Below are 21,230 nucleotides of genomic sequence, written 5' to 3'. Positions count from 1 at the left end.
CCAACGATCAAGGCAGACTACTGCGGTGCGGGAGGCGGTGCAGCAGGATGGGTCGAGTCGTCTGCCAACTCCCCTTATCCATAGTGTCCGTTGTGACCGGCGAGGGTGGGCGGAGTGAGCGGATTCATAGCCGTGACGTCGCGCGGGACCAGCTGGAAGCCCTGCCAGTGGACGGGCATCGGCTCCTGGTCCTCGTCCCTGGCGATGTGGTGGAACCCGATGTTGACCCACGCGATGGGGTGTTTCAGCGGCTGCCCGTTGACCCAGGTGTTCACGCTCCGCCCGGCGTGCGGACCGCAGTTGGCCAGGTTGTTGCTGGCGAACCGCTCGCAGGTGTTGTAGTCGGTGAAATAGACGTCGTGCCGGGTGTAGCTGCGGCCGGTGTATTTGCTGGTGTGGCCCGGCACGATCTCGTACGAGCGCGGATGGCCGTCCTTGTTGCGGCCGTTGGGGCTGACCACCCGCCACCAGCGCATCGGTCCGGCGTCGCCGGCCAGTTCCCGGGTGACGGGGGTACGGGTGGTGCGGATGGTGGGTGTGCGGCCACCGGGGCGAGTGGTGGTGGCCGAATCGAACTGCTCGACCTTGTTGACGGAGGATCCGTCCAGGCCGAAGTCGAGGCGCCAGAAGACGTTGTGGCTGTGGCTGGTGGCGTAGTCCTTGGCGCCCTTGCCGAGCGGCATGCCGCGGCCGTCGCCGGCGTCGTAGTCGCCGGGCGAGACGGTGCCGGTGGCGCCGACCTGGAACGTCATGGTGCCGTCGCCGGAGAACCGCCATTCGGTGAGGTACTCGTACCAGCCGACCTTGTTGACGGTGTAGACCAGCAGGTCCTGGCCCTGGAGCTGGTAGGTCGGGGCGTCCTCGCCGGGATAGGGGCCCATGCGGTAGGCGTGGCCGCGGGCGCGGGTGGTGGTGCACAGGCCGCTGACGTCCGGGTGGGCGGGGTCGTAGGCGCCGGGAACCCGGACGGTCTTGACGGTGCCGCCGGGGCATTCGGCGGGGGTGAGTTTCTGCAGGCCCTGGGCGAAGCCCTGGCCGGTGAGGTCGTCGTACTCGTTCTTGCCGTCGTCGTAGGGGACGTGGATCTGGCCGAGCCGGGCGCTGCTGAGCACCTTGACCGGGGCCGGTTCGCCCTTGGGCTGGTAGGAGACGTCGTCCAGGACCAGCCCGGCGTTGCCCTCGTAGTGCCAGCACATCCGCCAGGTGGTGCCGCCGTCCAGCGTCCGGGTGATGCGGTACGCAGCGGAGCAGGGCGGGGCGGGCGCGGCGGCGCGGGCGGCGGGGGCGGCAGGGGTTTCGGGGGCGGCCTGGACGGCCGGGGCAGTCAGCAGGGCGGTCGTGGCGAGCAGTACGGGGGCGGCGGCGAGGGCGGCGGTGCGTCGGCGGGGGCGGGCGCCGGCGGTGCGTCGTCCGGGCATGGTGGCGGCTCCGGGGGTGAAGAGGGCGTCGGTGGCGGGCGCGGTCAGCCGAGGCGGGCGACGGTGCGGGCGCTGAGGTCGATCACCAGGCGGCGGGTGTCGATCCAGGGGCCGTTCCTGACCTTGGTGAAGAGGCGGACGCAGCGGTGCCGTCCGCAGGCGGCCAGGGCGCCGGGGGCGTCGCCCTCGGCGCGGCCGCGGTAGACGAAGCCGGTGACCGCGAGCGGGTCCGGGCCGGTGAGGGCACGGCCGGTGGCGCGGCGGTAGTCCTGCCGCAGTCCGGCGCCGAGCGGGTCGGCGATCAGCAGCCGGGCCGCCTGGACCGCCTCGGCGTGGCTGGGCGGCGGCTGGACGCCGTGCTGGGTGTCGGTGGCCTCGACCGTGGAGGTGGTCAGATTGACCGTCGTGGTGACGTAGCCGTCGGTCGCGTAGTCGTAGAAGGAGACCAGGGCGCGGCGCGGCGGGTCGGCCAGGCCGGCTTCCGGGGGGCGGCGTTCGGCCAGATCGGTGAGGAGCGGTTCGGGCCCCGGGCGGCCGGTGACGTTCCTGGCGGCGGTGCGCAGAGCGCGCGGCTGCGCCAGGTCCCGGGCGCGCCGGAGCTCGTCATCGGTGAGCGGATCGCGTCCGTGGCCGCGTTCCCCCTGGGTGCCGGCCGGCTCGACGACGCCCGGCGGCGGCGCGCCCGGATCGCGTCCCGGGGCGGCGGCGCCTGCCGCGGCGGGCCGGGTGCCCGTCGTGCCGGTGGCACCGGCGCCGGCGGGCAGGGTGACGGCGGTCATGACGGCGGTGCCGGTCAGTGCCAGGGCGGCGCCGGCCACGGCCTTCCCGACGTGGCGGTGCAGCAGTCGGTGCACGGTTCCCCCCTGCTGTCACGTCCGTGACATGCGGTAGCGGTCCCCCGTCGGTCCTCCGGTAGGACGACCATTAGGACGATCCGACATCCCTACGGGTTGCCACCATTCAGCGGGAATCTCGCGAAAATCCCTCTGTGAGGGACAAGTTGCGACAAGTTGGGGAAGGAATTCCCCTCGGTCCGCGGACGTGTGTCGTGGAGTCGCCGCAGCGCCCGACGAGAAAGTGGAAGAGTCTACGCATGCAGGTCTGGCCGGGACAGATGTATCCGCTGGGTGCCACCTATGACGGGGCGGGCACCAACTTCGCGGTGTTCTCCGAAGCCGCGAACCGCATCGAACTGTGTCTGCTGCACGACGACGGCTCGGAGACCGCCGTCGAGCTGCGCGAGAGTGACGCCTTTGTGCGGCACGCCTATCTTCCGGGGGTGATGCCGGGGCAGCGCTACGGATTCCGGGCGCACGGCCCCTACGAACCGCAGCGGGGGCACCGCTGCAACTCCGCGAAACTGCTGCTCGACCCGTACGCCCGGGCCATGAGCGGGGTGATCGACTGGGACGAGGCGGTCTACGGCTACCACTTCGGGCGGCCCGAGGTCCGCAACGACCTGGACTCGGCGCCGCACACCATGGCCTCCGTGGTGGTCAACCCGTACTTCGACTGGGGCGACGACCGTCCGCCGCGCACCGCGTACCACGAGACCGTGCTCTACGAGGCCCATGTGAAGGGCCTGACGATGTGCCATCCGGAGCTCCCCGAGGAGCTGCGCGGCACCTATGCCGCGCTGGCGCATCCGGCGATCATCGAGCATCTGACGAAGCTCGGGGTGACCGCCCTGGAGCTGATGCCGGTGCACCAGTTCGTCCAGGACCACCGGCTGGTGGACGCCGGGCTGACGAACTACTGGGGCTACAACACCATCGGTTTCTTCGCCCCGCACAACGCCTACGCCTCCTGGGGCGACCGGGGGCAGCAGGTGCTGGAGTTCAAGACCGCGGTGCGAGCACTGCACCAGGCCGGTATCGAGGTGATCCTCGACGTGGTCTACAACCACACGGCCGAGGGCAGCCACCTGGGCCCGACGCTGTCGTTCCGGGGGCTGGACAACGCCTCGTACTACCGGCTCTGCGACGACCGGCAGTACTACATGGACACCACCGGCACCGGGAATTCCCTGCTGATGCGCAGTCCGCACGTGCTGCAGCTGGTGATGGACTCGCTGCGCTACTGGGTGCAGGAGATGCGGGTGGACGGCTTCCGCTTCGATCTGGCGGCGACGCTGGCCCGCCAGTTCCACGAGGTGGACCGGCTGTCGTCGTTCTTCGACCTGGTGCACCAGGACCCGGTCGTCAGCCAGGTGAAGCTGATCGCCGAGCCGTGGGACGTCGGCGAGGGCGGCTACCAGGTGGGGAACTTCCCGCCGCTGTGGACGGAGTGGAACGGGAAGTACCGCGACACCGTGCGGGACCTGTGGCGGGGCGAGCCCCGCACCCTCGCGGAGTTCGGGTCCCGGCTGACGGGCTCGTCGGACCTCTATCAGGAGGACGGCCGCCGCCCGCTGGCCTCGGTCAACTTCGTGACCTGCCACGACGGCTTCACGCTGCGGGACCTGGTCTCGTACAACGACAAGCACAACCAGGCCAACGGCGAGGACAACCGCGACGGTGAGCGCTACAACCGGTCCTGGAACTGCGGCGCCGAGGGGCCGACCGACGACCCCGGCGTGCGGCGGCTGCGGGCCCGGCAGATGCGGAACTTCATCGCCACGCTGATGTTGTCGCAGGGCGTCCCGATGCTCAGCCACGGCGACGAGTTCGGCCGCAGCCAGGACGGCAACAACAACGCGTACTGCCAGGACAACGAGCTGTCGTGGGTGCACTGGCCGGAGCCCGCGGGCCCGGAGGAGGGCACCTACAGGACGGACGAGGCGGAGGAGGACGACGAGGAAGCGCAGGAGGAGCCGGGCGAGGCGGCCGCGGAGTGGGGCGACGAGGACCAGCTGGAGCTGCTGGAGTTCGTCCGGCAGATGGTGTGGCTGCGCCGCGACCACCCGGTGTTCCGGCGCCGGCGGTTCTTCCAGGGTCACCCGATCGAGGGCACCCACGACGAGCTGTCGGACATCGCCTGGTTCACCGCGGGCGGCCGGGAGATGGGACCGCGGGACTGGCAGTCGGCGCACGCCAAGTCGCTGGCGGTCTTCCTCAACGGCAGCTCGATCTCCGAGCCGGGGCCCCGCGGTGAACCGGTCACCGACGACTCGTTCCTGCTGATGTTCAACGCCCACGACCAGGAGAAGGAGTTCACCGTTCCGGAGCACCTCGGCCGGCAGTGGCAGGTCGTGGTGGACACCGACCGGCCGCGGACGGCGGCGGACGGCGGCGGTGCGAAGGTCAAGGCGGGCGACCGGCTGATGCTCACCGACCGGAGCCTGCTGGTGCTGCAGCGGCCCGCGTAGCGGCCGTGGGCGCCGGGTCCGGGCCGCGGGTGGTGACGGCGGTGCCGAGGAGGAGTACGGCGGCGCCGACGGCCACCGCGAAGGCGGCGGACGGGCCGTACGCCTCGGCGAGCCGCCCGGCGGCGGCCAGGGAGAGCGCCTGGCCGCCGACCACCGCGCTGGTGAGGAAGGCCATCGCTTCGGCCAGCCGGGTGGCCGGTACCAGCCGCTCGGTCAGCCCGAAGACGGTGATCAGATGCGGGGCGATGGCCGCCCCGAGCACCACGACGACCAGATAGAGCGCCCCCGGCGTCCGTACCCACAACAGCGGCACGGACAGCACGATCAGCGCCGCGGCGGCCCCGGCCAGCAGGGCGAGCAGCACCAGCGGCAGGGTCCCGGCCCGGGCGAGGGCGGCGGCCACCAGGGCGGCCACGGCGAGCGCGTCGCACCAGCAGGCGGCCAGCACCACCGGACGCTGGCCGTGCCGGTCGGCGAGCCGGCCGAGCAGCGGCCCGCCGACCGTCTGACCCGCCGCCAGGGCCCCGCCGACGAGGCCGGCGGTGGTCAGCGAGCCGCTGGTGTCGGCCACCATCAGCAGGCTGCCGAGCTGGCACATCGCGGTCGGGTGCCGGCCGAGGAAGGAGACGACGGGCAGCAGCGGCCCGCTCAGGGCGCACACCCGGCGGTAGGCGGTCACGGCGGTCATCGCCCGACGCTATTCGCCGCAGGAGCGCGCTTCGTACGCACCGGATGTACGACGCGGTCTGCCGCGCCGGCACACCGCGTCGGAGGAAACGACGACGCGAATGCCGCCCGGCGATGACAGAACGGGCGCTGGGCGGGGTACGGGTGTTCCCATGACGCAGCCCTTCCGTCCGTCGCCGACCGCCACCTACCGGCTGCAGCTCCAGCCGGACTTCCCGTTCTCCGCCGCCGAGCGGATGGTCCCCCATCTGGCCGCGCTGGGCGTCTCCCATCTGCACCTGTCTCCGGTGCTGGAGGCGGTGCCGGGGTCCACGCACGGCTACGACGTCGTCGACCACACGGCGGTACGGGCCGAACTGGGCGGTGAGCCGGGTCTGCGGGCGCTGGCGGCGACGGCCCGGGCGCACGGCCTCGGACTGGTCGTCGACATCGTGCCGAACCACATGGCGGTGCCGGGGCCGGTGGCCCTGAACCCACCGCTGTGGGAGGTGCTGCGGGACGGCCCGGCGTCCCCGTACGCCCGCTGGTTCGACGTCGACTGGGACGGCGGGCACGGCGGCCGGCTGCTGCTGCCGGTGCTGGGCGGGCGGATCGGCGACGAGGCACAGCACCTCCGCGTCGATCCGGAGGACGGGGTGCTGTACTACTACGACAAGGTCTTCCCGCTGCGCCCCGGTACCGAGGAGCTGCCGCTGGCGCGCCTGCTGGAGGCGCAGTGGTACCGCCTCGCCTGGTGGCGGCTGGCCCGCAGCGAGCTGAACTACCGCCGTTTCTTCACCATTTCGGACCTCATCGGGGTGCGCGTCGAGGAACCGGAGGTCTTCGAGGCGACGCACGCGACGGTGCTGCGGCTGATCCGCGAGGGCGTCATCGACGGACTGCGCATCGACCACCCGGACGGACTGGCCGATCCCGCCGGTTATCTGACGCGGCTGGCCGAGGCCACCGGCGGGCGCTGGACGGTCGTCGAGAAGATCCTCACCGGCGAGGAGCGGCTGCCTGCCAGCTGGGCGTGCGCCGGCACCACCGGCTATGACGCGCTGCGCCACATCGACGGGCTGTTCGTCTGCCCGCAGGGCGCCGGCCGGCTCTTCTCCCATTACCGGGACTTCGTCACGCCGCTGGCCGACGAGGGCGGCGACTGGGAGGAGACGGTGCGCCGGGCCGCCTACGAGGTGGTCAGCCATGACCTGGCCGCCGAGGTGGAGCGGCTGGTGCGCACCGCGGCCCGGATCAGTGCGCGCGATCCGCGGCCGGGCGACCATGCGCCGTGGGCGCTGCGGCAGGCGATCCGGGAGGTACTGGTCCGGCTGCCGGTCTACCGGCCGTACGCCGGCGATGCCTCGCGGGCGGCGCAGGACGTGGCGATGCTGGGCCGGGCGGCGGTCGGGGCGCGCACCGCGTTCCGGGTGCCCGAGGAGGCCCGGGCGGTGGACCTGGTCCACGACCTGGCGCTGGGGGTCGGTGCGGACGGTGGCGCTGCGCTTGCGGAGGCCACGGAGGCCACGGACCCTGGAGACCCTGCCGACCGCCGCGACCGGGCCGACTTCGCCGCCCGGTTCGCCCAGACCGCGTCCGCGCTGCACGCCAAGTCCGTGGAGGACACCGCCTTCTACCGCTACCCCGTGCTGCTGTCGGCCTGTGAGGTGGGCGGCGACCCGGGTGAGCCCGCGCTCGGCCCGGAGGCGTTCCACGCGTACTGCGCCCGCATCCAGCGGGACTGGCCGGCGACCGGCACGGTGCTCTCCACGCACGACACCAAGCGCAGCGCCGACGTGCGGGCGCGGATCGCGGTGCTGTCGGAGTGCCCGGACCGGTGGCGGGACGTGCTGGCCGGGATCGGCGAGGACGCGGTGTGCGGTGCCGGGGCGGCTTTGCTGCCCGGTGCCGGGCCGGCCGATCCGATGGTCTCCTGGCTGGCCTGGCAGACCGCCTTCGGCCTGGGCGCGCCCGCCGACGGACCCGCAACCGTGGGGGCACCGCACAGCGATGGCTGGGGGAGGGTGGGGCCCGCGGTCCTCAAGGCGGTGCGGGAGGCCGGGCTGCGCACCTCGTGGACGGAACCGAACGCGGAGTACGAGGAGGCGGTGACGGAGTTCGTACGGACCGGGCCGTGCGGTGCCACGGCCGCGCCGCTGGCCGCACTGGCGGAGCAGCTCGCGCCGTACATCCGCGCCAACGTCCTGGGCGCGGCGCTGCTGCATCTGACGATGCCGGGCGTCCCGGACCTCTACCAGGGGACCGAACTCACCTACTCCGCGCTGGTCGACCCGGACAACCGGCGGCCCGCGGCCTTCCGCCCCGAGCTGCTCGCCGAACTGGACGGCGGGGTGGCGGGCGCGCCGCTCGATCTGGCCGGTGAGAAGCTGCGGCTGACCGTCGCGGCGCTGCGGCTGCGGCGTGCGCATCCGGAGTGGTTCGGCGCGGCCGGCTCGTACACCCCGGTGTACGCGGAGGGGCCGGCGGCCGAGCACTGTGTCGCCTTCTGCCGCAGCGGGCGGGTGCTGACGGTGGTGACCCGGCTGTCGCTGCGCCTGGTGGAGACCGGCGGCTGGTGGGACACCGGGCTGCGGATGCCGCCGGGCGGCCCCTGGCGCGATGCACTGACCAAGCGAGCCGGGCAGGAGGTGCCGGGCGGCGAGGTGGTGGGGCTGAGCGAGCTGCTGTCCCGGTCGCCGGTGGGGTTGTTCGTACGGGAGTGAGGGCCCGGTGTCCGGGAGTGAGGGCCCGGTGTCAGGGAGGGTCCGGCGGGTCGGCGGCCGCGGGGCCGGTCGTGCGCAGGAGTTCGGTGAACTCGGCGGCCGCGCCGGTCAGCCGGACCCGTGAGAAGACCGTGATGTCGCGGCGCCACGGCGGGTCGGTGGGCACCGAGGCACAGTCCAGGCCGGTCAGTTCGTGGGCCGCGGTGAGCAGCACCCCGACGCCCGCCGAGGCCATCCGGACGGCCGTCGAGGTGTGCTGGGTGCGGACCGCGGTGCGCGGGGTGAAGCCGACCCGCTCGCACTCCAGGTCCAGCCAGCGCCGGCCGTCGACCACCGGCTCCAGGCTGCAGCGCACCCAGGGGCGGTCCGCGAGGTCCGCCAGCCTCACCGAGGGCCGGGCGGCGAGCGGATCGCCGTGCGGGACGACGAGCACCATGCGCTCGCGTCCGACGACGGTGACCGGTCCCGGCCAGTCCTTGGGGCGGGGCCCCAGCGCCATGTCGGCCACCCCGCGCACCATGTGCTCCTCCAGCTCATCGGTGGTGGCGTACTCGTGCAGCACCAGGCGTACGCCGGGCCGGGACCGGGCCCAGCGGGCACAGACCTCCGGCAGCACTCCGAGGGCGTGCGCGTGCACCGTCGCGATGTGGAGTTCTCCGGTGCGGGCGCCACCGGCGGCCAGTGCGGCACGCCGGGCCTGCCGGGCGCTGCGCACGGCGAGTTCGGCGTGCGGGAAGTAGGCCCGGCCCATCGCGGTCAGCCGTACGCCGCGCGGCATCCGCTCCAGCAGCGGGCCGCCGACCTCCCGTTCCAGGGCCTTGATCTGGTGCGAGAGGGCGGACTGGGTGACGTGCAGGGTCTCGGCGGCGCGGGTGAAGGACTCTTCTTCGACGACGGCTACCAGGTATTCCATCTGTCGCAGGCTCATGGCTGGGCCTTCGCCTTCCCACGTTCTCGGCTTCCCGGTGTGCATCCCGGTGGCCCGGTATGACGGTTCCTCATCAGCACCATAAAAACATTGCCTTGGACTCATGAGTGCAGGTGGGCGGAGGCTGGGGGCATGAGTGAGAGGGACCAATTCACCGACGTCATCGTGATCGGCGGGGGCACCGGCGGGTACAGCACGGCGCTGCGGGCCGCTTCTCTGGGGCTGCGGGTGGTGCTGGCCGAGCGGGATCTGATCGGCGGCACCTGTCTGCACCGCGGCTGCATCCCCAGCAAGGCGATGCTGCACGCCGCTGAGCTGGTGGACGGGATCGCGGAGGCCCGTGAGCGGTGGGGCGTCAAGGCCAGTGTCGACGCCCTGGACTGGCCGGCGCTGGTGGCCACCAGGGACGACATCGTCTCGCGCAACCACCAGGGCGTGGAGGGGCATCTGCGGACCGCGGGGGTACGGGTGCTGCGGGGCGGCGCCCGGCTGACCGGGCCGCGGACCGTGCAGGTGGAGGGCGCCGGGGAGTTCACGGCGGGGCGCGGCATCGTGCTGGCCACCGGGTCCCGGCCGCGGTTGCTGCCGGGGCTGGTGGCGGACGGGCGGACCGTCGTGACGAGCGATGATGCGCTGTTCGCCGAGGAGCTTCCGGGGTCGGTGCTGGTGCTGGGCGGGGGCGCGATCGGTGTCGAGTACGCGTCGTTCCACCGGTCCATGGGGGCCGAGGTCACCCTCGTCGAGGCGGCCGAGCGGCTGCTGCCGTTGGAGGACGCCGATGTGGGCCGCCATCTGGCGCGCGGGCTGAAGAAGCGCGGCATCGCGGTCCGGACGGGGTCCATGGTCGTCGGTACCGAGGTGGGTGCGGACGGGGTCCGGGCGACCGTGCGGTCCTCCAAGGGGGAGGAGGTGGTCGTCGAGGCGGAGCGGCTGCTGGTGGCGGTGGGGCGGGCGCCGGTGACGGACGGGCTGGGGCTGGAGGCGGCCGGACTGGCCACCGATGAGCGGGGGTTCGTGGTGCCGGCGGACTGGTCGCGGCTGGAGACCGCGGTCCCGGGCATCCATGTGGTGGGTGACCTGCTGCCGCCGCCGTCCCCAGGGCTGGCCCATGCCTCGTTCGCCGAGGGGCTGTTGGTGGCCGAGACGCTGGCGGGGGTGCCGACCCGGCCGGTGGACTACGCGGCGGTGCCGCGGGTGACGTACTCCTCGCCGCAGACCGCCTCGGTCGGTCTGACGGAGGAGGAGGCGCGGGCCCGGGGGCTGGCGGTGCAGGTCAACACCCTGCCGCTGACCGCGACCGCGAAGGGGATGGTGCACGGCAAGGGCGGCATGGTGAAGGTGATCGCGGCGGCCGAGGGGGCGGCGGGGGCGGCCACCGGGCCGGTGCTGGGCGTGCATCTCGTGGGCCCGCACGTCTCGGAGATGATCGCTGAGGGCCAGCTGATCGTGGCCTGGGACGCCGAACCGTCCGATGTGGCGCAGCTCGTGCACGCCCATCCGACGCTCTCGGAGGCGGTCGGCGAGACGTTCCTGACGCTGGCGGGCCGGGGGCTGCACCAGCACTGAGCGCCGGTACCCGTGGGCCGGGCCGGCCGGGTAATTCGGTTGCGGTCCGGCGCACGGCTGCCACCATGGCCCGGTACGCAGGGATGACTGAACAGGAGCAACGGAATGCGCGGATTCCTCGGAACGACCCATCGCCCCATCCGGACGACTGTCTTCGAGGACGCCCCCTTCCATGCACCTTTCGCACACCCTGAACATCGGGATTCTCGCCCACGTCGACGCGGGTAAGACCAGCCTCACCGAGCGGCTGCTGTTCGACACCGGCGCCATCGACCGGCTCGGCAGTGTGGACGCCGGTGACACCCGGACCGACACCGGCGAGCTGGAGCGGCAGCGCGGCATCACGATCCGCTCGGCGGTCGCCTCCTTCACCGTCGGCGACGTCCAGGTCAATCTGATCGACACCCCCGGCCACTCGGACTTCATCGCCGAGGTCGAGCGGGCCCTCGGCGTGCTCGACGGCGCCGTGCTGCTGCTGTCCGCGGTGGAGGGCGTGCAGGCCAGGACCCGGGTGCTGATGCGGACGCTGCGGCGGCTGCGGATGCCCACCCTGCTCTTCGTCAACAAGATCGACCGGCGCGGCGCCCGCGGGGCGGAGCTGGTGGCGGACATCCGCCGGCTGCTGACCCCGGCCGTCGTGCCCCTGACGTCCGTGACCGGGCTCGGCACCCCGCAGGCCCGCGCGGTGCCGTACGCGCTGACGGACCGGGAGGCGCGCGAGCGGATCGCGGAGGCCGTGGCGGAGGTGGACGAGTCGGTGCTGGCCCGGCTCGTCGACGGGCCGCCGCCGCATGCGGAGCAGGTGCGGGCCGCGCTGTCCGCCCGGACCGCCGACGGTTCGCTGCATCCGCTGTTCTTCGGTTCGGCGCTCGGCGGTCAGGGCGTCCGGGCGCTGGTGGACGGCATGGTCGGGTTGATCCCGCCGGCTGCGGTGGCGCCGGGCGGCCCGCCGCGCGGCACGGTCTTCGCCGTGCACCAGCCGCCGCGGGGCGAACGGACCGCGTACCTCCGGTTGTTCGCGGGCGAGGTGCGGGCCCGGCAGCTGATCGAGCTGCGCCGCGCCGGCGGCGCGCCGCTCGCCGGGCGGATCACCGCGCTCGACGTCGTCGGGCGGCCGCCCGGGGACGACGGGCCGCTGACCGCCGGCAACATCGCGGTGGTCCGCGGGCTGCCCGGCGTCCGTACCGGCGACCGGCTGGGCCCGCCCGGGAACACCGCGGACGGCCCCGCCCACTTCCCCTCCCCCACCCTCGAATCCGTGGTGCGGGCCCGGGCCCCGGAGCGCGCCGCGGCGCTGCGCGCGGCACTGCTGACGCTGGCCGACCAGGACCCGCTGCTGGCCGTCCGCCCGGCGCCGGACGGCGCGACGTCGGTGCTGCTGCACGGCGAGGTGCAAAAGGAGGTCCTGGCGGCGACGCTGCGTCAGGAGTACGGCATCGAGGTGGACTTCGCGCCGAGCCGGGTGGTGTGCGTGGAACGGCCCTGCGGGGTCGGCGAGGCGTTGGCGGAGATCGCCCGGCGCGGGCACACCGGGCCGTGGGCCACGGTCGGGCTGCGGGTCGAGCCGGGCGCCCGCGGCTCCGGCCCGGTCTTCACCTACGAGACCGAACTGGGCGCCCTGCCGCACGGCTTCCACCAGGCCGTCGAGGAGACCGTGCTGGCCACCCTGCGCAGCGGGCCGCGCGGCCGGGCGGTGACGGACTGCCGGGTGGTGCTGACCCGGTCCGGATTCATCGGTCCGATGAGCACGGCCGGGGACTTCCGGGCGGTCACCCCGGGTGTCCTGCTGCGGGCGCTCGACCGGGCCGGTACGCGGGTCTACGAGCCGTACCACGCCTTCGAGGCGGAGGTTCCGGTGGACGCGCTGGCGCCGGTGACCGCCCGGCTGGCGGCGCTCGGCGCGGAGCTCGCGGAGACCACCGGCGGCCGGCGGTCCTGGCTGATCAGCGGAGCCCTCGCGGCCCGGCATGTGCCGGAGATCCAGCGGGAGTTGCCCGGGCTGACGCACGGTGAGGGCGTGTGGACGTCCAGCCCGTCGGGGGACCGTCCGGTGCGCTCCGACGTTCCGGAGGCGGGGGTTCAGCGCTCCGTCAGGACGTAGTCCACATGGCCGAAGGTGATGTGGTCGCCGGGGCCGACCGGGATCTCGCCGACCACCCGGCGGCCGTTGACGCAGGTGCCGTTGGTGGAGCCGAGGTCGCGCAGCAGCCAGCCCTTGCCGGCGCTGCGCAGCTCGGCGTGGGCGCGGGAGACCGTCTCGTGGTTGAGCCGCAGACCGACGCCCGGTGCCCGCCCTATGACCAGCGGGAGGGGGCTCGGTTCGGGCAGCAGCAGCTTGGGCAGCCGCTCCATCCGCCAGGCCCGGCGCACCCGGAGGTGGAACGCCGAGACCCGGCCGACCATCCGCAGCATGGTGCCCTGGACCTTGCCGCGGCCCGCCAAGTCGGCGGTGAGCAGGTCGAGTTCGTCGTTCGCCTCGGCGGTGAGCACGAGTTCCAGCCGCCGCAGGAAGGTGTCCTGGGACAGCCGCCCCTGCGCCGCGCCGTCCCGCAGCAGGTCAAGGGCGCGTTCCCGGTCGGCGTCCGACGGCCGCGCCGGTCGCGCGGGGAACTCCAGCGAAGTCATGCCGTGATTGTCGGGCCACCGCGAGCCGCTGTCCAGGCGAGACCGGTGCGCGGCACCGGGCGGCTCCGGCCGGCGCCGACGGGCCGTCACCTCGCCGGAACGGACCAGCGCAGTGGCGCGATGTGGGCCCGTGCCGCCACGTCGGGCTGTCGGGCGGCGGGCGGGCATGCTTGGGTCGTCCGGACCGGGTGCGAACGAAGGAGGACGCCGTGCTGTTCGAGGTGTGGGCGCCGCGCGCCGGGCGGGTGGCTCTCCGGTGGGCGGGCGACCGGGCTGCGGAACCGGAGGTTCCGATGGAGCCGGACGACGCCCGCGCGGGCTGGTGGCGTACCGAGGTGCCGGCCCGCGACGGCGACCGCTACGCCTTCCGGCTCGACGACGGGCCGCCGCTGCCCGATCCCCGTGCGGTCCGGCTGCCGGAGGGTCCCGGCGGCCCGGCCGCGGTCGTCGAGCACGACCGGTTCGGCTGGCGCCATCCGTGGTCCGGCCGCCCGCTGCCCGGCGCGGTCCTGTACGAGCTGCACATCGGGACGTACACCCCGGAGGGCACCTTCGACGCCGCCGCCGCGCGCCTGCGGCACCTGGCCGACCTGGGCGTCACCCACGTCGAACTGATGCCGGTCTGCCCGTTCCCCGGCACCCACGGGTGGGGTTACGACGGGATCGCGCCCTGGGCGGTGCACGAGCCGTACGGCGGGCCCGAGGGGCTGAAGCGGTTCGTGGACGCGGCACACGGCCTGGGCCTGGGCGTGGTCCTCGACGTGGTGCACAACCACCTCGGCCCGTCCGGCAACCATCTCCCGGAATTCGGCCCGTACTTCACCGAGACCCACCACACGCCGTGGGGCGCGGCGGTCAATCTCGACGCGCCCGGTTCCGACGAGGTGCGCGCCTACTTCCTGGGGAGCGCGCTGTCCTGGCTGCGCGACTACCGGCTCGACGGGCTGCGGCTGGACGCCGTGCACGCCCTGCACGACGACCGGACCCCGCACTTCCTGGCGCAGCTGTCCGCCGCCGTGGACGCGCTGGCCGGCCGGCTGCACCGCCCGCTGTTCCTGATCGGCGAGTCCGATCTGAACGATCCACGCACCATCGCGCCGCGCAGCAGCGGCGGCCAGGGTCTGCACGCCCAGTGGAACGACGACTTCCACCACGCCCTGCACACCGCGCTCACCGGTGAGTCCCAGGGCTACTACGCGGACTTCGCACGGGCCCCGCTCGCCGCCCTCGCCAAGACCCTGACCGGCGGCTTCTTCCACGACGGTACGTACTCCAGCTTCCGCGGCCGGCCGCACGGCGCACCGCTGGACCTGCGGGTGACCCCCGCGTACCGGCTGCTGGCCTACGCCCAGACGCACGACCAGATCGGCAACCGGGCGCTCGGCGACCGGCTCGCCGCCGGCCTCTCCCCCGGCCTGCTGGCCTGCGCCGGTGCGCTGGTGCTGTGCGCGCCGTTCACCCCGATGCTGTTCATGGGCGAGGAGTGGGGGGCGCGCACGCCCTGGCAGTACTTCACCGACCACACCGATCCCGAGCTGGCGGAGGCGGTACGGGCCGGGCGGCGGCGGGAGTTCGCCGAGCACGCCTGGGCGGGCGACAGCGCCGAGTGGCCCGACCCGCAGGATCCGGCCACCCGCGACCGCTGTGTCCTGGACTGGTCCGAGCCGGCGGTGGCCCCGCACGCCGGGCTGCTGGCCTGGTACCGCACGCTGCTGACGCTCCGCCGTGAACTGCCCGCGCTGACCGATCCGGATCCCCGGCACACCTCGGTCCGCTTCGACGAGGAAGCGCGCTGGCTGCTGCTGTGCCGTGGTCCGCTGCGGGTGGCGGTCAATCTCTCGCCGGAGGCGACGGCCGCGGTGCCGCTCCCGGCCGGGGACGGCGGCCGGCAGCCGGCCCTGGAGGCCCTGGCGGGCTGGCCGGCGGCCCGGCTTCCGGGGGCGGACGGCATCCTCCGGCTGCCCCCGGAGTCGGTGGTGGTCCTGGGGCCGTGAGCCGGCCCGGACGGGGCTGCGGGCGTCCGCGGGCACGTCGGTGCGCCACGCCGCCGGGGCTCGATCGACCGGTCGTCCATCCGTTGGACATGTGGGGGACACTGTGTCTGTGCCGCTGCATCTCTCGGACCTGCTGGACCGGCCCGACCTCCGTCTCTCGGTCACCTACGACGTGCCGCCGCACCTGCTGGCCCGCACGATCGAGGCCGCGACCGTCTCGGACCTGCTGACGCCCGGCAAGTGGCTGCAGGGCGGCGAGTTGCTGATGACCATCGGCCTGCTGCTGCCCATGGAACCGGCCGCCTGCCGGGCGTACGTCCGCGATGTCGCCGAGGGCGGGGCGGCCTGTCTGGCGCTCGGGCTGGGGCAGGGCCTGCCGTACCAGGAGGCACCGGAGCCGCTGGTCACCGCGGCCGCGGAGGCCGGGCTGCCGCTGCTGACCGTGCCGGACGAGGTGCCGTTCATCGCGGTCACCAAGGCGGTCTTCGACGCCCGGGCCACCGAGCAGCGCGAGGCGCTGCACCGGGCGTTCGCCACCCAGCGGCGGCTGACCGCGGCGGCGGCCGGCGACGGGCTGCGGCCGATGCTGGAGGAGTGGACGGCCGCCACCGGCGTGGGCGCCGCGGTGCTCGATCCGCTCGGGCGGCTGCTGGCGGCGGGCGAGCGGGAGCCGCGCACCCCGCTGGACCGGGCCCGCGACCTGCTCGACCGGGTCGCCGCGCGCGGGCTGCGCGGCAGCGCGTCCAGTACGGCCGGCGGGCAGCAGCTGGAGGTGCAGCCGCTGGGCGCGCGGCGGCTGCGCGGTCTGCTGCTGCTCACCGGCCGTCCGGACGAGGCCGCCCGGTCGGTGGTCCCCGGGCTGGTCTCGTTGCTCTCGCTGGAGCTGGAGCGCCGCCATCTGCGCGACGAGCCGGAGCGCCGGCGCCGGTCGGCGCTGCTGTCGGAGCTGCTGGCCGAGGAGCATCCGGCGCCCGGCCGGGCCCGGGACATGCTGCACTCGGTGGGGCTGACGACCGAGCGGGTGCGCGGCGTGGTGGTGGAGGCGGTGAGCGGGGACGACGCCCGCAAACGGGGGGCGGGAGCCGGTTCCGGTGCGGCGGCGCCGAAGACCGCCGACGGGTCCGCCGAGTCCGCCGCCCAGGAGATGGCCGCCGATCTCGCGCTGGCGGTGCCGGGCGGGCTGGTCCGGGTGGTGGGCGGGGCCCCCGACGGCACCCCGGCCGGCACCCCGGGTGGGCCGTCCGGCCGGACGGTCGAGGCGGTGGTCGGCGAGGACCTGGACATCCGGGACGTCCTGGCCCGCTTCGCCCCGCGCCGGCCGGCCGGCATCGGGCCGGTCACCGCCCCCGAAGCGGTGCGGGTGTCGCTGCGGCAGGCGGCCGGCCTGCTGGCCGTCAGCCGGGCATCGGGCGAGCCGGCCGAGGCCCGGCAGAGCCAGGCCAGCCGGCTGCTGCTCGACCTCGGCGACCGCCGCACGCTGCAGGGCTACGCCGACACCGTGCTCGGCCCGATCGACCTCGCGGACAACGGCGAGGAGTTGATCGCGACCCTGGCGGCCTGGCTGGAGACCGGCGGGGCCTGGGACGCCACCAGCCGCCGGCTCGGCGTGCACCGGCACACCGTGCGCAACCGCCTCGACAAGGCCATGGACCTGACGGGGCGTCGGCTGGACGACCCGGACGACCGCTTCGACCTGTGGCTGGCCACCCGTATCCGCCGCGGCGGCACGCCGTCCCCCGGGACCGCCGGCCGGACCGCCGCCGCGCCGCCCCCCACACGCCCGGACCGGTGACACACCGCCCGTCCCCCGGCCCGCCCTTCACTCTCCCCGGCGCACCGTCTTTACTGCGAGGGTGACCTACGAGATCCGCACCCCCGCCGCGGGTGCCGACGCGCCGTCCCCGGCCCCCGCCCCGCCCCCGCACACCGCACCGCTCCCCGGGCCCGGCACCCTGGTCGCGGTCAGCGATCTGCACGTCCGCTATGCCGAGAACCGCGAGATCGTCGAGCGGTTAAGACCGGAGTCCGCCGACGACTGGCTGCTGGTCGCCGGCGACGTGGGCGAGTACGTCGCCGACATCCGCTGGGCGCTCGGCCTGCTCAGCGAACGCTTCGCCAAGGTGGTGTGGGTGCCCGGCAACCACGAACTGTGGACCCCGCCCGACGATCCGGTGCAGCTGCGCGGGGTGGCGCGGTACGAGCACCTGGTGGAGATCTGCCGGGAGTTGGGCGTGCTGACCCCCGAGGACCCGTACCCGGTCTGGGAGGGGGCCGGCGGCCCGGTCGTCCTCGCCCCGCTGTTCCTGCTCTACGACTACACCTTCCGGCAGCCCGGCGCGACGTCCAAGGAGGAGGCGCTGGCCCAGGCCGAGCGGGCCGGGGTGGTGTGCACGGACGAGTTCCATCTGCACCCGGACCCGTATCCGACCCGGGAGGACTGGTGCCGGGCGCGGGTGGCGGCCACCGAGGCCCGGCTGGCGGCCCTGCCGGAGGACCTGCCGACCATCCTGATCAACCACTGGCCGGTGGTCCGGGAACCCACCGACCCGCTGTGGTACCCGGACTTCGCGCTGTGGTGCGGTACGGAGGCGACCGCCGACTGGCCGCGCCGGTTCCGCGCCGCCACCGTCGTCTACGGCCATCTGCACATCCCCCGCCTGCTGATCTGCGACGGCGTGCCGCACCAGGAGGTCTCGCTCGGCTATCCCCGGGAGTGGCGGCGCCGCTCCGCCGCGCCCGGGCGCCCGGTGCAGATCCTGCCGGGCCCGGCCACCGTCGGCTCCGGCACCACGGGGGCCCGGGCATGATCGACAAGCTGCTCCCGGCGCCGATCGTGACCGCCGAGGCCTTCGAGGACGCCCCGCTGTCCGAGATGTTCCCCGAGGAATGGGCGCTGGTGGAAGGCGCCGTACCCAAGCGCCAGCGGGAGTTCGGCACGGTACGCGGCTGCGCCCGGGCCGCGCTGTCCCGGCTGGGCATCGCCCCGGCGCCGCTGCTCCCCGGCCGCGACCGGGCGCCGGAATGGCCGGACGGCATCGTCGGCGCGATGACGCACTGCACCGGTTACCGCGCCGCCGCGGTGGCCCGCCAACGGGACGTGCTCACCGTCGGCCTGGACGCCGAGCCCAACCTCCCGGTCTCCGACCCGGGCGTCATGGACCTCGTCGCCCTCCCCGAGGAACGGGCCCAGCTCCACCATCTGGCCGAGCTGGAACCGGAGATCGCCTGGGACCGCCTGCTCTTCAGCGCGAAGGAGAGCGTGTACAAGGCGTGGTACCCGCTCGCCCACCGCTGGCTCGGCTTCGAGGACGCACTGCTCACCCTCGACCCCACCGACGCCACCTTCACCGCCCGCCTCCTCGTCCCCGGCCCGCCCGTCAACGGCACCGAACTCACCGAGTTCACCGGCCGCTGGCTGGTCGAGGAGAACCTGGTGGTCACCGCCATCACCATGCCGGCGTGACCCGGGGCCCTTCCGGGCCGGACCTCCGCGCGCACAGCGGCAGCCCCAGGTCACTGACCTGGGGCTGCCGTATGACCCACGCTGCGGCCAACTACCTCAGCTGGGGCTGGAGTTACCGCACTTGGTGGCGCGCTCCTCGTCGCTCATGGGGCGGGACTGGACCCTGATGACCTTGTAGCTGATGTCCGACTCGACATCCGTGAACTCGTGCGGCCCGTACTTGTTGTGCGCGTTCACAATGGCCACCGGATTGGACTTGTCGACTCCTGCCAGCTGCCAGTTCCCCTTCGCCTTGCGGCTGACCGTCACCTCGTCGAGCCAGCCGACCTCACCGGGCTTCAGCGTGCCCGTGGTCACGGTGCTCTCCGTGTTCTGGGTGAACCAGTTGTGCTCGATCTTCGGCAGCAGCGAGACCGGGTTCGCACCGAGCGACAGGCCGACGATCGTCGTCTCGCCGGTGGTCTCCGACTCTCCGTAGTTGAAGTCGACGTTCTCGGTGGTGCAGTTCTCGCGGGGCTTGCCCAGTATCGTCGGCGTGCCCTCGGAGGGCTCACCGACCCATGCGGTGGGCGTGAAGGTGCAGTCCTGGCCGCAATCGGAGAGGAACTTCGCGATCGCCTCGGGAGTGCTCCAGTCGGGGCCCGGGTCGGGCGTGTATCCAGCAGGGGGCGTCGTTATCCAGCCGCCTCCGCCGCCGTCCGCCTGCGCCGGGCCGACGGCCAGGCACAGCGTCGCCGCGAGGGCCATCGACCCCACCGCGGCCGCCCTCGCCCGCCAGCCCCTGCTGGACGGGAGACCCTTGCGTACTCGTCCGTTCATCACTGCTTCCCTTACTTCCACCTGAAGCGCGGATTGCGTACTGCGCTTCCGTTCACCACTCGGGGCGCGGCCGTCCTGGGAAGGCGGCTTCCGTGGTGAGCGGGGATGTGCGCAAGCTCCGAACCGGCCGGAACGGAGTGCCACCGGCCACGCGGTACGAAGGACCTGCCGCTGCGACCGGCACACCACGAGGCTCGACCTCCTCGCTCATGTTCGGCTCACAAACCGCTCATGTTCGGTCTACAAGCCGCTCATGCCGGGCCACCCGCTCGACGGGCCGATCCGGGAAGGGGCCGATCAGCCCGCCTCGCGTCGTACGGCCCGCCTCGCGTCGTACGGCCCGCCTCAGGGCGTACGGCCTGCGTCCGGACGTGCAAGGGATTCCGTCAGCCGTTCCAGGCGCATGGCGAAGGCGGCGGCCTCGCCCGGCGGCCACGTCGCCATCTCCGCGGCCAGGAAGGATTCCATCGCCTCGCGCAGCGCCGCGACCGCCCGCTCACCCTCTGCGGTGAGCACCAGTTGGGTGGCGCGGGCGTCGGACGGGTCGGGACGGCGGGCGATCAGCCCGGCCTCCTGCAACCGGGTCGCGTAGCGGGTGGTGACGGTGCGGTCCATGCCGATCGCCTCGGCGAGCCTGGTGGCGGTGGCGGGCCCGACCCGGTCGAGCCCGGACAGGACCGGGTAGGTCGTGGCGTCCACGCCCTTCACCCCGGCCGTCAGCCGGCCGTAGAGCCCGGCACGGGTGGCCCGCAGGGTCAGCGCTCCGATGGCTGCGGCCACGCGCGCGGCGGAAGTGCTGGCACGGTTCGGTTCGGGTTCACTCACCCCACGATGATACGTGCAAAAAACACGGAAGCCTGCTAGGGCCCGTATCGAGTCGTGATCAATCTGCGTGATGTGCCTTCGTGGCGCGGTCTGGTCCGGTAGACCTTCGTACATGACGCGAGTGCAACTGAGCGACCCGGAGTGGGAGTTCATCGAGCCGTACCTGCCGATCGGCGAGTACGGCCCGTACCCCGCGCGGCTGCGGCAGCAGTTCGAGGGCGTGATCTGGCGGTTCAAGACGGGCGGGCAGTGGCGGGAGATGCCGGCAGAGTTCGGTGCATGGTCGACCGTCCACAACCGCTTCCGGCAGTGGCGTGACGCCGGTGTCTTCGAGGCCCTGCTGGAGGGCCTGATCGCGGAAGCTGCGAAGCGCGGTGAGGTGGACCTGTCCCTGGTCAGCATCGACTCCACCACCGCCCGTGCCCACCACGACGCGGCCGGGATGCACCTCGGCGAGGACGTCGTCACCGCCCTGGAGAAAGCCGCCGCCGAGGAGGAGAAGGCCAGATCAAAAGGGGCGGCCTCGAAGAACAAAGCGGGCAGGAGCCCGAAAGCGACCCCGCGCGGGAAGAACGACGACGCGTCCGGCGTCGGCGGAAACTCCGGCTGAAGGCCGCCCTCCTCGGACGCTCCAGAGGCGGGCAGACCAGCAAGGTCCACCTCGCCGCCGACCGCAAGTGCCGCCCACTGGCGTTCATCCTGACCGCGGGCCAGGCAGCGGACAGCCCGCAGTTCATCCCCGTCCTGAAGAAGGTGCGGGTACGCGGGCCCATCGGCCGCCCCCGCACCCGGCCGGACGCAGTCGCCGGAGACAAGGCTTACTCGTCCCGCGGCAACCGTGCCCACCTGCGCAAACGCCGTATCAAGGCGGTCATCCCGGAGAAGAAGGACCAGGC

At 73.6% G+C, this 21,230-nt stretch carries 15 protein-coding genes and 1 pseudogene; 9 read left to right on the top strand and 7 right to left on the bottom strand.

What is annotated here, in order from left to right:
• Positions 1-74: 74 nt before the first annotated feature.
• The gene (locus tag AB0G35_RS19425) at positions 75-1,418 is read right to left on the bottom strand and encodes a copper amine oxidase (RefSeq protein WP_360950465.1); all 1,344 of its coding nucleotides are present in this window, start codon (positions 1,416-1,418) and stop codon (positions 75-77) included.
• A 44-nt stretch (positions 1,419-1,462) separates the two neighbouring features.
• A complete protein-coding gene (locus tag AB0G35_RS19420) occupies positions 1,463-2,272 on the bottom strand; it encodes a Tat pathway signal sequence domain protein (protein ID WP_360950462.1) in 810 nt (269 codons plus the stop codon).
• 239 nt (positions 2,273-2,511) lie between these two features.
• Here AB0G35_RS19420 and glgX point away from each other — a divergent pair, with 239 nt between their 5' ends.
• Entirely contained in the window at positions 2,512-4,725 is a 2,214-nt protein-coding gene (gene glgX, locus AB0G35_RS19415; protein WP_360950459.1) for a glycogen debranching protein GlgX, read from the top strand.
• Here the strand turns inward: glgX and AB0G35_RS19410 are convergent.
• The gene (locus tag AB0G35_RS19410) at positions 4,685-5,413 is read right to left on the bottom strand and encodes a hypothetical protein (protein WP_360950456.1); all 729 of its coding nucleotides are present in this window, start codon (positions 5,411-5,413) and stop codon (positions 4,685-4,687) included. The genes glgX and AB0G35_RS19410 overlap by 41 nt on opposite strands.
• Positions 5,414-5,564: 151 nt before the next feature.
• Between AB0G35_RS19410 and treY the strand changes: the two genes are divergently transcribed.
• Positions 5,565-8,114, top strand: coding sequence for a malto-oligosyltrehalose synthase (treY, locus tag AB0G35_RS19405; RefSeq protein ID WP_360950453.1), 2,550 nt, complete (start codon positions 5,565-5,567; stop codon positions 8,112-8,114).
• 31 nt (positions 8,115-8,145) lie between these two features.
• On the opposite strand, the gene AB0G35_RS19400 is transcribed toward treY, so the two are convergent.
• Positions 8,146-9,042: a LysR family transcriptional regulator gene (locus tag AB0G35_RS19400; RefSeq protein WP_360950450.1), complete on the bottom strand. Its 897-nt coding sequence runs from the start codon at positions 9,040-9,042 to the stop codon at positions 8,146-8,148.
• A 132-nt stretch (positions 9,043-9,174) separates the two neighbouring features.
• Between AB0G35_RS19400 and lpdA the strand changes: the two genes are divergently transcribed.
• Together lpdA and otr(A) are read left to right on the top strand one after the other, a co-directional pair.
• Positions 9,175-10,608: a dihydrolipoyl dehydrogenase gene (gene lpdA / locus AB0G35_RS19395; RefSeq protein ID WP_360950447.1), complete on the top strand. Its 1,434-nt coding sequence runs from the start codon at positions 9,175-9,177 to the stop codon at positions 10,606-10,608.
• Positions 10,609-10,780: 172 nt separating this feature from the next.
• Complete coding sequence (gene otr(A) / locus AB0G35_RS19390; RefSeq protein ID WP_360950444.1) at positions 10,781-12,709, top strand: tetracycline resistance ribosomal protection protein Otr(A); 1,929 nt, start codon at positions 10,781-10,783, stop codon at positions 12,707-12,709.
• On the opposite strand, the gene AB0G35_RS19385 is transcribed toward otr(A), so the two are convergent.
• Positions 12,688-13,233: a DUF1707 and FHA domain-containing protein gene (locus AB0G35_RS19385; RefSeq protein WP_360950441.1), complete on the bottom strand. Its 546-nt coding sequence runs from the start codon at positions 13,231-13,233 to the stop codon at positions 12,688-12,690. The two genes, otr(A) and AB0G35_RS19385, sit on opposite strands and share 22 nt — an antisense overlap.
• Before the next feature lie 209 nt (positions 13,234-13,442).
• Here AB0G35_RS19385 and treZ point away from each other — a divergent pair, with 209 nt between their 5' ends.
• The 4 genes from treZ (at position 13,443) to AB0G35_RS19365 (ending at position 18,690) form a co-directional block, all read left to right on the top strand.
• Complete coding sequence (gene treZ / locus AB0G35_RS19380; RefSeq protein ID WP_360950438.1) at positions 13,443-15,227, top strand: malto-oligosyltrehalose trehalohydrolase; 1,785 nt, start codon at positions 13,443-13,445, stop codon at positions 15,225-15,227.
• A gap of 109 nt (positions 15,228-15,336) precedes the next feature.
• On the top strand, positions 15,337-17,019 hold the full coding sequence (locus AB0G35_RS19375; RefSeq protein ID WP_360950436.1) for a PucR family transcriptional regulator: 1,683 nt from the start codon (positions 15,337-15,339) through the stop codon (positions 17,017-17,019).
• 61 nt (positions 17,020-17,080) lie between these two features.
• Entirely contained in the window at positions 17,081-18,034 is a 954-nt protein-coding gene (locus AB0G35_RS19370) for a metallophosphoesterase (protein WP_360950433.1), read from the top strand.
• Positions 18,031-18,690 (top strand): 4'-phosphopantetheinyl transferase superfamily protein, encoded by a 660-nt coding sequence (locus AB0G35_RS19365; RefSeq protein ID WP_360950430.1) that lies wholly within the window; start codon positions 18,031-18,033, stop codon positions 18,688-18,690. The genes AB0G35_RS19370 and AB0G35_RS19365 overlap by 4 nt, the downstream gene beginning before the upstream one ends.
• Before the next feature lie 96 nt (positions 18,691-18,786).
• On the opposite strand, the gene AB0G35_RS19360 is transcribed toward AB0G35_RS19365, so the two are convergent.
• The gene (locus tag AB0G35_RS19360) at positions 18,787-19,509 is read right to left on the bottom strand and encodes a hypothetical protein (protein WP_360950427.1); all 723 of its coding nucleotides are present in this window, start codon (positions 19,507-19,509) and stop codon (positions 18,787-18,789) included.
• A 345-nt stretch (positions 19,510-19,854) separates the two neighbouring features.
• A complete protein-coding gene (locus AB0G35_RS19355) occupies positions 19,855-20,334 on the bottom strand; it encodes a MarR family transcriptional regulator (RefSeq protein ID WP_360950424.1) in 480 nt (159 codons plus the stop codon).
• A 112-nt stretch (positions 20,335-20,446) separates the two neighbouring features.
• On the opposite strand from AB0G35_RS19355, the pseudogene AB0G35_RS19350 reads away from it, so the two are divergent.
• Positions 20,447-21,230 (top strand): annotated as a pseudogene (locus AB0G35_RS19350) (IS5 family transposase); the annotation flags it as partial.

The sequence above is a fragment of the Streptomyces sp. NPDC021749 genome, assembly GCF_040640655.1.
Taxonomy (GTDB): domain Bacteria; phylum Actinomycetota; class Actinomycetes; order Streptomycetales; family Streptomycetaceae; genus Streptomyces.
This window is presented reverse-complemented; position numbering and strand designations above follow the sequence as displayed.